Annotated in this window: 14 protein-coding genes; all 14 read left to right on the top strand. The window is 53.5% G+C overall.

Annotation, left to right across the window (positions count from 1 at the left end):
• The first annotated feature begins 29 nt into the window (after positions 1-29).
• The 14 genes from TY10_RS22535 to TY10_RS22475 all read left to right on the top strand — a co-directional run bounded on the left by TY10_RS22535 (position 30) and on the right by TY10_RS22475 (position 14,012).
• Positions 30-659: a YhbD family protein gene (locus tag TY10_RS22535; protein ID WP_042168577.1), complete on the top strand. Its 630-nt coding sequence runs from the start codon at positions 30-32 to the stop codon at positions 657-659.
• 14 nt (positions 660-673) lie between these two features.
• On the top strand, positions 674-1,351 hold the full coding sequence (locus TY10_RS22530) for a hypothetical protein (RefSeq protein ID WP_042168574.1): 678 nt from the start codon (positions 674-676) through the stop codon (positions 1,349-1,351).
• 22 nt (positions 1,352-1,373) lie between these two features.
• A complete protein-coding gene (locus TY10_RS22525; RefSeq protein WP_052350716.1) occupies positions 1,374-2,117 on the top strand; it encodes a hypothetical protein in 744 nt (247 codons plus the stop codon).
• 299 nt (positions 2,118-2,416) lie between these two features.
• A complete protein-coding gene (locus TY10_RS22520; RefSeq protein WP_042168571.1) occupies positions 2,417-4,072 on the top strand; it encodes a urocanate hydratase in 1,656 nt (551 codons plus the stop codon).
• The gene (locus tag TY10_RS22515) at positions 4,072-4,917 is read left to right on the top strand and encodes an S-methyl thiohydantoin desulfurase domain-containing protein (RefSeq protein ID WP_238327912.1); all 846 of its coding nucleotides are present in this window, start codon (positions 4,072-4,074) and stop codon (positions 4,915-4,917) included. Before TY10_RS22520 ends, TY10_RS22515 begins: the two co-directional genes overlap by 1 nt.
• Entirely contained in the window at positions 4,817-5,170 is a 354-nt protein-coding gene (locus tag TY10_RS31830) for an S-methyl thiohydantoin desulfurase domain-containing protein (RefSeq protein WP_238327910.1), read from the top strand. The genes TY10_RS22515 and TY10_RS31830 overlap by 101 nt, the downstream gene beginning before the upstream one ends.
• Before the next feature lie 52 nt (positions 5,171-5,222).
• The gene (locus tag TY10_RS22510) at positions 5,223-6,788 is read left to right on the top strand and encodes an HAL/PAL/TAL family ammonia-lyase (RefSeq protein WP_042168568.1); all 1,566 of its coding nucleotides are present in this window, start codon (positions 5,223-5,225) and stop codon (positions 6,786-6,788) included.
• Positions 6,772-8,145 carry a dihydroorotase gene (locus tag TY10_RS22505; protein ID WP_042168565.1) on the top strand — a complete coding sequence of 458 codons (1,374 nt, stop codon included), beginning with the start codon at positions 6,772-6,774 and terminating at the stop codon, positions 8,143-8,145. Before TY10_RS22510 ends, TY10_RS22505 begins: the two co-directional genes overlap by 17 nt.
• Positions 8,146-8,170: 25 nt before the next feature.
• Complete coding sequence (locus TY10_RS22500; RefSeq protein ID WP_042168562.1) at positions 8,171-9,430, top strand: M20 family metallo-hydrolase; 1,260 nt, start codon at positions 8,171-8,173, stop codon at positions 9,428-9,430.
• Entirely contained in the window at positions 9,427-10,677 is a 1,251-nt protein-coding gene (locus TY10_RS22495; protein WP_042168560.1) for a Zn-dependent hydrolase, read from the top strand. Before TY10_RS22500 ends, TY10_RS22495 begins: the two co-directional genes overlap by 4 nt.
• Before the next feature lie 91 nt (positions 10,678-10,768).
• On the top strand, positions 10,769-11,413 hold the full coding sequence (locus TY10_RS22490) for an ABC transporter permease (protein WP_042168558.1): 645 nt from the start codon (positions 10,769-10,771) through the stop codon (positions 11,411-11,413).
• An 18-nt stretch (positions 11,414-11,431) separates the two neighbouring features.
• On the top strand, positions 11,432-12,337 hold the full coding sequence (locus tag TY10_RS22485) for an ABC transporter substrate-binding protein (protein ID WP_042168555.1): 906 nt from the start codon (positions 11,432-11,434) through the stop codon (positions 12,335-12,337).
• Positions 12,338-12,408: 71 nt separating this feature from the next.
• Positions 12,409-13,368, top strand: coding sequence for an ABC transporter ATP-binding protein (locus TY10_RS22480; protein ID WP_042168551.1), 960 nt, complete (start codon positions 12,409-12,411; stop codon positions 13,366-13,368).
• On the top strand, positions 13,365-14,012 hold the full coding sequence (locus TY10_RS22475; protein ID WP_238327909.1) for an ABC transporter permease: 648 nt from the start codon (positions 13,365-13,367) through the stop codon (positions 14,010-14,012). Before TY10_RS22480 ends, TY10_RS22475 begins: the two co-directional genes overlap by 4 nt.
• The last annotated feature ends 38 nt before the right edge of the window (positions 14,013-14,050 follow it).

Genomic DNA, 14,050 nt, shown 5'->3' with positions numbered 1-14,050 from the left:
TTACATTGAGTGAAGAGAGGGGCGTTACCATGGAAGAAGAACTCATCTCCAAGAAAGAGCTGCTTGATATGACAGGCATATCATACGGTCAGTTGTACCGTTGGAAACGCAAGGGGATCATACCTGAAGAGTGGTTTATTCGAAAGTCAGCATTTACCGGACAAGAGACGTTTTTTCCGAAGCAGCTTATGCTCGCCAGAATTGATAAAATCCTTCATATGAAAGACGGCTTATCACTGGATGATTTGGCGGAAATGTTCTCGCCGACCCCGTCCGGGCAGTCGATTCGTGTGCTTGATATATTAGAACGGAACATTGTTTCACGGCCTTCAATCGAATTAGCGGCACCTTATGTCGGCCAAACCGAGCTCTACAATTTTGAACAAACCTTATATCTGTACATTCTCGATCAGAGCCTGCTGTCAGGCGAGATGAGCCTGGAAGAGGGGCCGCATCTTCTGCGTACGCTCATGGAGCACTATGGGAAGTACGAGGGGAAAAATTGTGACTTACTGATGATTCGAAAAATGGGGCTGTCCGTATTTATGATGCTGTCAGCGGGCAGCGAGGTTTTTTTCGATGGCGGGACAAAAATGGTGTTTCGAGTTTCTGTAGCTAAGTGCATAGAGGAATTGAAGCTAAAAATTTCCATACTATAAAGGAGGCAGAGGAAATGGTAGAAGAACACGTTCGTCATTTGTCCATAGCAGGCATAGGCGCCTTAAAAGGCGGTGTTTTTCAAGAGGCTACAATTGAAGGTGTCGGAGATGTGGATGGCGACGTCGTCTGCACGAATTTCAAGCTGGAAGGAAAAGTGAAGGTAGATGGGAGCGTCAGCGCCCAGAAAGTGAAGCTGGAGGGAGTTGCTTTCATTGGAGGCAATCTTCGTTCGGATACCATTGTTGCCAAAGGCAAGCTGGAAGTGAAGGGTGATCTGATCGGGGAGGACCTAAGGCTAGACGCTAAGGTCATCGTAGACGGCAGATGTGAGACGGAAAGCCTTCATGCAACCGGCAAATTGCGAATGGGAGTGCTGAACGCAGGCAGTGCCCATATTGAGCTGAATGGCAATAGTCAGATTAATGAAATCGTTGGCGGACAGATTCATATACAGAAACAGCCTGCTGTCTCTTTGACGGATTGGCTGAAGACACCTGAGATTTCTCCTGCCGGCAAATTGACCACGCAGATCGTGGAAGGTGACGACATCTACTTGGAGTATACCGCTGCAGCGGTCGTCAGAGGAACGAATATCGTAATCGGGCCGGGCTGCAAGATTGGTCTGGTGGAATACAAAACGAAGTTTGAACAAGACAAGAACGCCAAGGTCGAACGGGCAGAACGATTATAAAGTAAAAAGGAGCTGGGGATGTATGATGGGATTAACCGGAATAGAGTCCCTGAAAGGGAACTTGATCATTACAGGCAATTCATCAGCCCCCGGAGGCCGCTACGAAAGGGTCAAAGTGGTTGGCGATGGTGTGGTGGATGGAGATGTCGATTGCGTCCGCTTAAAATGCATAGGCACTATCGCTTTGAACGGAAGCCTGAATTCAGAGCAGATTGCGTTGATCGGTACCGGTTCGTTCTCGGGAGACGTCAGTGCCGGGCAGATGAAGTTAACGGGGACAGCTGCAGTGGGCGGTGATGCTAGAATGAATAAGTTGCAGGGCTCAGGTTCTGTTGAAACGAAGGGGAGTTTGAGCGCTGAACAATTAAAGCTAGCGGGGCAACTGCTGGTCCTAGGAGACTGCGCAGCCGATAAATTCAAGCTTCAAGGGATGTTCGAGATCGGCGGACTGTTAAATGCGGGTGAGATTGATATCCGGTTATATCAAGATTCCAGGGTACAAGAAATCGGCGGGGAGCATATCTCCATTCGCAAAGCGAGTCTGCGCAATCCTCTTAACTACTTCTTTTTCCGTCCTCACCGGCAGGCATCTTTATCTGTGGCGGTTATTGAAGGGGACGACATTTATATTGAGCATACGAAAGCGGCAGTCGTTCGGGGTAACCGGATCACAGTCGGCCCGGGTTGCGAGATTGGGCTTGTGGAGTATAAAGAGAGTTTTGAGAAAAAGAAAGGCGCCCACGTGTCGGAGTATCGCAAATTATAACCGGCAATTGGAATATCGCAGATCAAATGACGAATAATGATAATGAGAGAAAACGAGCCGCAGCGGTGAAGCTGGAGGCTCGTTTTTAGGTTGTTTTAGCGGCGGTAATCAACTATTCTTAGTGATGTACTTGGGTTTAATTAGGATGTTGTTATTTTGTGAAAATAACCGCCAATCCCTAGTGCGTTACTTAAACTGACGCATGCCTCACGATTTTTGTTGACTAGCTGGTAATCCTTTGTTAATTTATTGGTAGATAGAAATTTGTTATTAAATATTGATAATAAGGAGTGACTGAAATGGATAGAATTATGGCAGCCCGGGGCGGCGAGCTTCGCTGCAAGGGCTGGAGGCAAGAGGCGCTGCTGCGCATGCTCGAAAACGTTCTCGAAAATGGTGAAAATCAACAGGAGCTTACCGTTTACGCCGCACTCGCGAAAGCGGCCCGCAATTGGGATTCTTATCATGCCATTGTCAGCACGCTTAAATCATTAGAAGAAGACGAGACGCTCGTCATCCAGTCGGGTAAACCGATTGGCATTATGCGGACGCATAAATATGCCCCGATCGTCGTAATGGCGAACTGCAACATCGTTGGCAGATGGGCGACGAGCGACAACTTTTATAAATATCAAGAGCAAGGCTTGATCGTCTGGGGCGGACTGACGGCTGCGGCTTGGCAGTACATTGGTTCGCAGGGCGTTATTCAAGGCACGTATGAGATTTTTCAATCGATCGCCCGCATGCATTTCGACGGCAGTCTGGCTGGTAAATTCATTCTGACCGCAGGTTTAGGCGGAATGGGCGGCGCGCAGCCGCTTGCGGGAACGATGGCTGAAGCCGTTATTCTATGCGTAGAAGTATCCGAGGCTCGTATCGACAAACGAATTGAGGTCGGCTATTTGCAGAAGAAAACGGCGAGTCTGGACGAGGCGCTCGCTTGGGTTGCAGAGGCGCAAGCCAAGAAGGAAAGCCTGTCTGTAGGGCTGCTCGGCAATGCCGCAGACGTATACCCTGAATTAGTGCGCAGAGGAATTCAGCCGGATGTCGTGACGGATCAAACCTCCGCTCACGATCTAATGTACGGATATATTCCGAACGGTTACAGTCTGGAGAAAGCGGCAGAGTTCCGTAAAACAGCGCCGGAGCAGCTCCGTGCCGATGCTGGAGCCTCCATCGCGATCGAAGTGGAAGCGATGCTGGAATTCCAGCGCCGCGGCGCTATCGTCTTCGACAACGGCAACAACATTCGCTCGCAGGCGGTGCAATACGGCGTAGAGAATGCGTTTGACATCGCTGTATTTACAGAAGCTTTTCTCCGTCCGCTGTTCGCTCGTGCTATTGGCCCGTTCCGCTGGGTCGCATTGAGCGGAGATGCAGAAGATATCCGCAAGATTGACCAATATATATTGAAAGAGTTCAGTGACAACGAGATCGCCGTCAATTGGATTCGGCTGGCGAATAAGTACGTTCCGGTGGAAGGTCTGCCGGCACGGATCGGCTGGTTCGGCCATGGCGACCGTACGAAGCTGGCGCTGGCGGTGAACGCCATGGTAGCGGCGGGCGAGCTGAGCGGCCCGATTGCTTTCTCCCGCGACCATCTGGATGCCGGAGCGATGGCGCATCCGAACATTATGACCGAGAATCTCCTGGACGGCAGTGACGCGATATCCGACTGGCCGCTGCTCAACGCGATGATCAACTGCTCCTCCATGGCTGATCTTGTTGCGATTCATTCCGGCGGCGGCGGTTACAGCGGCTATATGACGAGTGCCGGCGTGACGCTGGTTGCCGATGGCACCTCGGACGCTGAGCTGAGATTGAAGACGACGCTTGATAACGATACAGGGCTTGGCGTGCTGCGCTATGCAGATGCAGGCTATGAAGAGTCCCTTGATGAAGTAGATAAAAAAGGAATTAGACGGATTGACACGAATCGAAAGGGGAATGCGTAATGCGTGAATTAACGATAAAGGATGTACAGGCTGCGGTAAGAGGAGGAGCGGTATTCGCTTCCGGCGGCGGCGGCTGGGTTGATCATGGCCTCGAAATCGGCGGAGCTGCAGTAGGCATTGGCCGGCCAAAGCTGGTATCGGTTGATGAGCTTCCAGACGATGCAATTATCGTAACAGCGACAGCAATTGGCGCGCCTGCAGGCAACGAGTGGGAAATGTGGGGCGTCGATTATATTAAAGCGGTACAGCTGCTCATGGACAATTTTGACGGCAAAGTCGTCGGCATTATGACACCTCAGAACGGCATGTCCAGCACGATTAACGGCTGGCTGCCTGCAGCAGCGCTTGGCTTGGTCGTCGTAGACGCTACTGGCGATATCCGGGCGCATCCGACGGGCAAGATGGGCTCCATGGGGCTTGCTTCCCGCACCGACTACGAGACGATTCAAGTTGTCGTAGGCGGCAGAAGAGATACAGGCTCTTACTTGGAGCTTGTCGTTAAAGGCACTCCGGCGAAGACATCCAATATTTTGCGGACAGCATCTGATATGTCGGGCGGCTTCATCGCTTCTGCGCGTCATCCGATTCCGGCTTCCTATGTGAAGGAGCACGCGGCGATCGGAGGCATTACACTGGCGCTGGAACTGGGCTACGCCATGATTGAAGCGGAGGCGCATGGTGCTGAAGCTATTATGGATACCGTATGTAAAAAAATCGAACGGCCGCATCATCGGACGCGGCAAAGTGCTGAAGAAGGACGTTCATTACTCCGGCGCCTTCGATATCGGCACAATTACGATGGAAGACGGACAGGGCGGGCAGTTGACGCTGCATGTCATGAATGAATATATGGCAGTAGATGACGCCGAGGGCAATCGTTTGACGACTTATCCGGACGTTATTACGACCTTCGAAGCGGCTACGGGTCTTCCAATTAGCGTTGGCGGCGTGCAAGAGGGCATGGAGCTGGCTTTGTTTGCAATCGACAAGCAATTTGTGCCGCTGAGCTCCAGCGTGAAGGACCCGACTGTTTATCCAGAGGTAGAGAAAGCGCTTGGTATTTCGCTGGCGGAATATGGTCTGAAGGGCATCGAATAAGGGGCAGAGTGAGCTAGCCGGGTTTTTGACTTCAACGAAGAAGGTGTCTCGAATGAACGACATAGCAGAGGGGAAACAACAGGACAACAAGACGGATCGCGTCATCGTACTGGACGGACAGCATCTTTCGATTCGCGAGCTGGAGCAGATAGCCGTTGATCATTATCGTGTAGAGCTGGCGGATTTGGCTGTGAAGCGGGTGGAGGAAGCGCATCACTTAATCCATGAGCTTGCTGCCGGAGGCATGCCGATTTATGGCTTGAACCGCGGGGTCGGACTGAATAAAGACTGCGAGATTACGCCCGAGATGTATGAGACGTTTAATCGGAACTTAATCTATTCCCATTCCGCCGCTGTAGGGCCGTTTGCGTCCGTAGCGCAGGTCCGGGCAATTATGACGGCCAGACTGAACTCGCTGCTGGTGGGCTGCACTGGCATGCAGCCTGCAATCGTCTTCATGTACCGCGATATGCTGAATGCCGGCATCCATCCGCTAATTCCGCTCCGCGGATCGGTGGGAGCCGCTGATATCTCGGTGCTATCCCATATCGGGCAGGCCATACTCGGCGAAGGCGACGTTATTTACAAGGACGCGACGATAACGGCTGCCGACGCCTTTCAAGCGGCAGGCCTCGTTCCGATGGGCCGGCTTGGTCCTAAGGATGCGCTTGCGATCGTCAGCTCCAATGCGCTTTCTTCGGGAACGGCGGCGCTTGTTGCGGCTTCGGCGCTCCGGCTGCTGGACACAGCTGATGCGATATTCACGTTGTCGCTGGAAGCGCTGCAGGGCTGCACAAGTCCGTTCGAAGAAGGGCTGTTCCGGGTTAGGCCGTTCGAGGGCGCTGCAATAAGCGCAGCCAACGTTAGAAGGCGGCTGCGCGGCGGGGCTCTGGAGGCGATGGATCGCACCGACCGCATTCAGGATCCGCTGAGCTTCCGCAGCGCCTGCCATGTGCACGGGGCTGCGCGTGATGCGCTGGCGTTTGCGACCAGTCAACTGCTCATTCAATTGAATGGCTCCGATGATAATCCCTGCGTACTGATTGATGAGAGAAGAGTCGTTCCTTCCTCCAACTTCGATGTGACGTCATGGACGATAGCGTTCGAATCATTCGCGATTGCGCTTAGTCATGTGTCGAAAATTTCCTGCTACCGCTCGCTTAAGCTGGGCACGCCATCCTTCACTGGTCTTGGCCGGTTTCTAGCGCCAAGTCCGGGGACGATCGCATTCGGTACGCTGCAGAAGACGTATACGTCACTGGATGCGGAGATCCGTTTGCTCTCCAATCCGGTGTCGGCGGACTATTTCGCCATTGCAGGCGATATCGAGGATCATGCGAACAATACGCCGCTTGTCATTCGCAAGACGGCCGAAATTATCGATCATTTATACTATATTCTCGGAATTGAAGCCATGCATGCTGCGCAAGCGATTGATCTGCGCGGCTCCCAGGCGGATTTGAGCACAGCCTCAACCGTTCTGTACGAGCAAATTCGCAGCGTCGTGCCCCCATTGACGGTTGACCGTCCATTAACTCCGGATATTAGCGCCGTCTATGCGCTCGTTCGCCAAGGCTTAAATACGGAAGGAGAAGAACGCAATGAATCCATCCTTTGATCTCCTTATATACGGAAACATAGTGCTGCCGGAAGGTGTGTCTTATGACTCGGCAGTGGGCGTGAAGGACGGTGTGATTACCGCCATCGGCAAAATCGGCGATGCCGCCTTTGCCGAAGCCTCAGCAGCCAAAGTCGTTCATGCGGAGGGCAGCTTCGTGCTTCCCGGTGCTGTTGATGCCCATGTTCACTGTTACAGCTCCTTGGACGAAGGCTTTCAGAAGGCGAGCGAATCGGCAGCCGCAGGCGGCGTGACGACGATTATCGAAATGCCTTACGATGCAACAGGTATGATCTGCACGTTAGAGCAGTTCGAGGAGAAACGGCAGCTGCTGGAGCAGCAGTCTGTTGTCGATATGGCGATGCTGGTAACGATTCACAAGCAGGACGGCTATGAGCATATCCGCCAATTGGCGGAAGCGGGAGCCTGCGGCTTTAAAGTGTCGATGTTCAACACCGACTCCTTTCGCTTCCCGCGCATCGACGACGGGCAGCTTCTTGATTCGTTCGCCGTTATTGCGGAGACGGGCTGTCCGGTAGGCGTTCATGCGGAAAATGATGAAATCGTTCGGCGCTACATCGACAAGCACCGCTCAGAGGGCAGCGACCCTCGGTCGCATAACCGCAGCCGGCCCAAAGTAAGCGAATCGGTAGCTGCACTGACGGTGATGGAGCTGGCTTACGAGACGGGCGTGAAGCTGCATCTCTATCACTGTACGTACCCGCGTATTTTCCAGCTGGCAGAGTATTTCCGTTCGCTGGGTGCAAGGGTGACAGCGGAGACGTGCACGCATTATTTGACGCTTAGCGAGGATGATATGCCACGCTTGAAGGCGAAGGGCAAGATCAATCCGCCGCTTCGTACGAAGCAGGATGTTGACGGCCTATGGGAGCTTGCGAAAGCCGGCACAATCGATATGATTACGTCCGACCATGCGCCATGGCTGCTGGAGCGCAAATCAGATGCCGATATTTTCAATAATGCCTCCGGCGCTCCTGGCGTCGAAAACCTGCTGCCCGTCATTTATAGCGAGGGCGTAGCGAAGGGCAAGCTGTCGCTGACCGATCTGGTTCGGCTGCTATGTCAAAGGCCTGCCGACGTGTTTGGTCTCGGTCATCGCAAAGGCCGCTTGAAGGAAGGTTATGACGCAGACTTCGTCATTATTGACCCGACGGTTGCCTGGACGATGGATGAGCAGGAGCTTCATTCCAGCGCAGGCTGGAGTCCTTACAACGGAATGGAAATGCAAGGGAAGGTTACGCATACCTTCGTAAGAGGTACGACAGTTTATGAAGCTGGCGTTGTGACCGGCAAGCCTGGTGTCGGCCAATTCATTAAAGCCGAGCATCAGCGTTAATAACATTCGGAGGAGAGTGACCGGAATGGGCGAAAAATTGGTTCCCGATGTACCCAGACTTCAGGCAAGCATTGAGCAGTTGTCTGAGTTCCGGGATGCTTCCAAGCCGGGCTGGACCCGGCGGCCGTTTACCGAGTATTACGACAGAGGGCGAGAATGGCTGGCGGAGCAAATGCAGCAAGCGGGCTTGTCCACGTCGATTGATGCCGCCTCCAATCTGATTGGAAGCCTGCCCGGAAGCGATCCCGATTTGCCGCCGATTCTGATCGGCTCCCATACCGATACGGTTACGGGGGGCGGGCGCTTTGACGGAATTATCGGCGTACTGGCGGGAATCGAAATTGCGCGACGTCTGCAAGAAACGGGTATTCGTCTTCGCCATCCTCTTCAAGTAGTTGATTTTACGGCGGAGGAGCCAAGCGAATTCGGCCTCTCGACGATTGGCAGCCGCGGGATGGTCGGCAATTTGTCCACCGAGATGCTGGAGCTTCGCGACCATACCGGATTGAAGCTCGCGGATGCGATCAACCGGCAGGGAGGCGATGTTGCCGCGCTTGCGGAGCAAGCCAGAAAACCGGGTGATGTCGCACTCTATCTGGAGCTGCACATTGAGCAAGGCCCGGTATTGGAGCAGACGGGCCACCGTCTAGGTGCAGTGCAGGGCATCGTCGGCATCCAGCGCTGCCGCGTGACGCTGGAGGGCGCGCCAAACCATGCTGGCACGACGCCGATGAATATGCGCAATGATGCATTGGCCGGCTTTTGCGAAATCGGATTGGCCTTCGAACGCCACTGCCTAAGCCATGCGAAGGATGCGGTAGGCACCATCGGTAAAATCGCTAATGAACCAAACGCTTCGAATGTTGTGCCTGGACTTGTCCGGTTCGAGCTCGAAATCCGCTCGCTGGACCGGAGCATCGTGGAAGCTGTGTATGACGCTTTTGCTGCGGAAGCAGCCGTCATCGCTGCGAATCGCGGTCTCCAGCTGACGATTGAAATCTTGTCGCGCTCAGATGCGGTGCAAGTGGAAGCCGCCGTGCTGGAGCAGGTCATGCAAGCCTGCGCCGCTGTTGCTCCTTCCGTGTATCTTCCAAGCGGGGCGGGGCATGACGCCAATCAGCTTGCGCGGATTGCGCCGATCGGAATGATCTTCGTGCCGAGTAAGGACGGCAGAAGCCATTGCCCGGAGGAGTGGACGGACTATGCCGATGTGGCAGCAGGTACGGAGGCGCTTGGCTCGGCGTTGCTGGCCTTTGATGCACATGGCGAGCAGGTGGCCGAATGAGTGAGACGGCAACCCTAAGGATTAACCGTGAGAGGCTGTGGCATTTGCTGCAGCAGTTAGGCGAGATCGGAGCAGATGCCAGCAGCGGCGGTGTTACACGACTGTCACTAAGCGAAGCTGAACTGGAAGCCCGTCAGTTCATAGTCCACTTGATGAAGGATGCGGGACTAACCGTCAGACAAGATGAGGCGGGCAACTTGATTGGCCGTCTCGAAGGTGAAATCACGGGAGCTGTGGCGACCGGCTCGCATATTGATTCCGTCATTCAGGCAGGACGGTTCGACGGGCCGTTAGGCGTATTGAGCGGAATCGAAGCGCTTCGCACTGTGAAGGAGCAAGGCATTCGCCATTCCCGTCCGCTGGAGGTCATTTGTTTCACCGATGAGGAAGGCGTCCGCTTCGGAGCAGGCTACTTCGGCAGCCGGGCGATGGCTGGCAGCTGGGATGAGGCTTGGCTGGAGTTGACTGATTTTTCCGGCATCACGCTTAAAGAGGCTATGGAACGGGCAAACTTGAAACCGCATAAGGCGTCGCAAGCCGCACGCGGCAGAGATGAGATCAAAGCCTATGTCGAGCTTCATATCGAGCAGGGCCGCGTTCTGGAGGATCAAGAGATTCCCGTAGGCATCGCTACAGCAATCTATGGTCATCGCTGGCTGGAGGTGCGCTTGAGGGGAAGAGCCGATCATGCCGGCACAACGCCGATGAAGCTGCGACGCGATCCGATGGCCGCTGCAGCCGAAGCCATACTTGCGGCGGAGCGGATCGCATTGCAGGCTGACGGCGTTGCAACTGCGGGCACATTTCAAATAAGCCCGGGTGCAATCAATGTCATCCCCGGCGAAGTGATGTTCACGCTAGATGTCCGCCACGAACGGCTGGATTCGCTCGCAGAGATGGCAAGGGCGATGGAGTCCGCCGTCAATCGGGTGGCCGATGAGCGGGGGCTGGAAGCAGCTATCCGTATCATAGATGGCGCGGACCCCGTGCAATCCGCCGATTCGGTTATGGCCGCGATATCCGCCAGCTGTGGTACTCTGGATATACCCGAGCATCGGATGATATGCGGGGCGGGTCATGATGCCGTAGTCATGAGCGGCATAACGGATATGGGGCTGATCTTGATCCGCTCTAAGGACGGAATCAGCCATCATCCGCAAGAGTGGAGCAGTCTTGACGATTGCGAAGCCGGAGCGAACGTCCTGCTTCATACGCTAATCCGGCTTGCCAATGACATAACGCAATAATTCCGATTGACATGATAGGAAATATAGACTAATAATATTGGTAACTAATTATTGATAATTGATAATCAATAGGAAGGGAGGACGATTTCAGGTGAATGTTTTCCTCGGTGCCTACGATTATATAGTAGCGAACAGCGACCGTTTCTGGGAGGCGGTTCGGGTACATCTGTCTCTGAGTCTATACGCACTCCTTATCGCTGCCGTTATTTGTATACCGCTTGGCATTTTATGCGCCAAGAAGCAATGGCTGACCGGGCCGATCATGGGCTTGTTCAATTCGCTGCGTGTCATTCCCAGTCTGGCTGTGCTTGTCATTATATTGCCGATTATGGGAACCGGCTTTGCACCCGCTCTGATTGCGCTCACGCTGCTGGCTTGTCCGCCGATTCTCATTAACACTTATATGGGCTTCAGGGGCGTAGAGCCCGCCATTATAGAAGCCGCCTCTGGCCTCGGCATGGGGCCGCGTATGCTGCTGCGGAAGATCGAGCTGCCGCTTGCAGCGCCTCTGATGATTTCCGGCATGAAGACAGCCGCAGTGGAGGTCGTCGCCAGCGCCACCTTGGCGGCATTTATCGGGGGAGGCGGGCTTGGAACGTTCATCATTAACGGACTCGGGATGTACAAGTTCTCTCTGTTGCTTGTTGGGGCATTGCCTGTGGCATTGCTCGCCATTCTATCAGAAATCGGTTTCGCAGGAATCGAAAGAGCGGCAGTTAAATATCAGCGTTCATAAATTGAGGAGGGTCTTTCCATGAAAAAGAGATTAGCTGTATTAGCAACTTTACTTATTAGTATTATTCTGGTCGTCAGCGCTTGCTCATCCAATAGCGGCTCCGGCGGGAAGAAAGTTATCAAGGTAGGGTCCAAAAACTTTACCGAATCGCTGATTTTGGGCGAAATGTATGCTCTCGCGCTTGAGAATGCCGGTTATAAAGTTGATCGCAAGCTGAACCTCGGCGGCACGCTCGTTGCCCATGAAGCGCTTAAGAAAGGCGACATCGACTTTTACCCGGAATATACGGGCACTGGTCTGATCAACGTGCTGGAGCTGCCTCCGCAATCGGATGCCAAAGCCGTATATGACGAAGTAGCGAAAGGCTACAAAGAGAAGTTTAACCTCGTATGGCTGGAGCCAACGAACGCGAATGACTCGCAAGGTCTCGTAACGACGAAGAAAGTGGCTGAGAAATACAACCTCTATAAAATTTCCGATCTGGTCAAGCTGGCTCCTGAGCTGAACTTGGGCGCTGTGCCTGAATTTGAAGAGCGTGAGGACGGCTTGAAAGGCTTGAACGCGTTCTATGGCGAAATGAAATTCAAAAGCATCAAGCTGTTTGACTACGGCATCAAATACCGCGTAACGCTGGATGGCGAGGCGGATGTAACAGTTGGTTTTACGACAGACGGCGATTTGACGAATCCGGATCTCGTCCTGCTTGAAGACGACAAAAAATTCTGGCCTCCATACTTCGTAGCTCCAGTTATTCGCGGCGAGCTGAACGAGCAGGATCCGGAGGTAGCTAAAGTGCTGAACGCCGTTTCGGCTAAGCTCGACAACACAACGGTACAAAAGCTGAACGCCCAAGTTGATATCGACAAGAAAGAGTATGCCGAAGTGGCAAAAGCGTTCTTGCAAGAGCAAGGGTTGTTGAAATAAGCAATCGAAGCAAGATGCAAAGGGGTTTCTCCGAATGAGGGGGAGCCCCCTTCCTACAGGAGCTGATAATAATGAGCAAAGAGGCAATCAAGTTCGAGCAGGTGTCCAAAACGTTTTCCAAGGCAGCTAGGCCGTCCGTTCATGAGACGAGTCTCATCGTACCGCAAGGCTCTTTCGTCACGATCTTAGGCGCCTCCGGCTGCGGCAAGACGACCTTGTTGAAAATGGTTAACCGCATTATCGAACCGACGACCGGAACGATCTCCGTATTCGGCAAGGATATCCGGAGCACGCCTGTGACCGAATTGCGCCAAAGCATCGGCTATGTCATCCAGCAGGTGGGTCTGTTCCCGCACTTGACGATTGAGCAAAATATCGCGACCGTACCGAACATACTCGGCTGGGAGCGCCAGAAAACGGCAGAGAAAGTCGATTATTTGATGAAGCTCGTTCATTTGCCGGAAAACTACAAAAAGCTGTACCCGCGCCAATTGTCAGGCGGTCAGCAGCAGCGCGTCGGCATTGCCCGGGCGATGGCTGGCGACCCGGCGATTCTGCTCATGGATGAGCCGTTTGGCGCAATCGACGCCATTACGCGCACCAAGCTCCAAGATGACTTCAAGAGCATCCAGCAAGAGCTTGGCAAAACCGTGCTCTTCGTTACGCATGACGTCGAAGAGGCGATGAAGCTTGGCGATCGCATGATCGTCATGAATGAAGGCACGATTCAGCAATATGATACGCCCCTTGCCGTTATGTCCAATCCTAGCAATGAGTTCGTCTCGACATTGATTCAAGCGGATGATTTGTTCCAGCAGTTGAACCTGATGCGGGCTGGCGAGCATATGATCAGTCTGCCGCAGGAGCCGATTGGGACGCACATTCCGCGCGTACAGGCGGGAGACAGCTTGAAGACGGTGCTTCAAACACTGCTGCAGCATAATGTTCCTTATGTTGTCGTAGTGAACAGCGGCGGCGAGCCTGCGGGCCAACTGACGCTGGAGCAGTTGAAGCCGGGTAACGGCAAATGAACGGGATCATTGAGTACTTCACCCGCTATTATAGCGATCTGTTGACCGCCTTTCTGGAGCATATTTATTTAACGGCCGTATCTTTGCTGATTGCGGTTATCATCGCGCTTCCAATCGGCTATTGGCTGTCCAGACACCGGCGGATAGCCATACCCGTATTATCCGTATTAGGAATCATTTATGCCATTCCAAGCTTAGGCATGTTCGCCATGCTCATCCCGCTGGTGGGACTGGGCGCAAAGCCGGCGATCATCGCATTAGTCGTCTATAGCCAGCTCATCCTTGTAAGGAACGTCATTTCGGGCTTTCAATCTATCGATCCGGCGATTATCGAGGCGGGTAAAGGGATGGGGTTCGGACCCTGGAGGCTATTCATTAAGATCGAGCTGCCACTGGCACTGCCGGTCATTATTGGCGGCCTGCGGATCGCTTCGGTATCGGTAATCGGGATTACCACAATTGCGGCTTGGATCAATGCAGGCGGACTGGGCACGATTTTATTCCAAGGGCTGTATCAGAATTCGCTTCCGAAGATGGTCTGGGGAACGCTGCTCGTCTCACTGCTTGCATTGACGGCCAATACCATGCTGCTGGAAATTGAAAAAACGACGCTGCGCAAATCCCGCGGTGAACAACGAATATGATATAATAGTCAGAGTATGACTATTGCTTTAACTTGAGG

Source organism: Paenibacillus gorillae (assembly GCF_000513275.1).
Classification (GTDB): domain Bacteria; phylum Bacillota; class Bacilli; order Paenibacillales; family Paenibacillaceae; genus Pristimantibacillus; species Pristimantibacillus gorillae.
This window is presented reverse-complemented; position numbering and strand designations above follow the sequence as displayed.

Bases quoted from the DNA above. Each gene is read 5' to 3' on its own strand.
- TY10_RS22530 (WP_042168574.1), top strand. From the start codon at position 674: ATGGTAGAAGAACACGTTCGTCATTTGTCCATAGCAGGCATAGGCGCC.
- TY10_RS22495 (WP_042168560.1), top strand. From the start codon at position 9,427: ATGAGTGAGACGGCAACCCTAAGGATTAACCGTGAGAGGCTGTGGCAT.
- TY10_RS22525 (WP_052350716.1), top strand. From the start codon at position 1,374: ATGATGGGATTAACCGGAATAGAGTCCCTGAAAGGGAACTTGATCATT.
- TY10_RS22510 (WP_042168568.1), top strand. From the start codon at position 5,223: ATGAACGACATAGCAGAGGGGAAACAACAGGACAACAAGACGGATCGC.
- TY10_RS22515 (WP_238327912.1), top strand. From the start codon at position 4,072: ATGCGTGAATTAACGATAAAGGATGTACAGGCTGCGGTAAGAGGAGGA.
- TY10_RS22520 (WP_042168571.1), top strand. From the start codon at position 2,417: ATGGATAGAATTATGGCAGCCCGGGGCGGCGAGCTTCGCTGCAAGGGC.
- TY10_RS22535 (WP_042168577.1), top strand. From the start codon at position 30: ATGGAAGAAGAACTCATCTCCAAGAAAGAGCTGCTTGATATGACAGGC.
- TY10_RS22505 (WP_042168565.1), top strand. From the start codon at position 6,772: ATGAATCCATCCTTTGATCTCCTTATATACGGAAACATAGTGCTGCCG.
- TY10_RS22485 (WP_042168555.1), top strand. From the start codon at position 11,432: ATGAAAAAGAGATTAGCTGTATTAGCAACTTTACTTATTAGTATTATT.
- TY10_RS22500 (WP_042168562.1), top strand. From the start codon at position 8,171: ATGGGCGAAAAATTGGTTCCCGATGTACCCAGACTTCAGGCAAGCATT.
- TY10_RS22475 (WP_238327909.1), top strand. From the start codon at position 13,365: ATGAACGGGATCATTGAGTACTTCACCCGCTATTATAGCGATCTGTTG.
- TY10_RS22480 (WP_042168551.1), top strand. From the start codon at position 12,409: ATGAGCAAAGAGGCAATCAAGTTCGAGCAGGTGTCCAAAACGTTTTCC.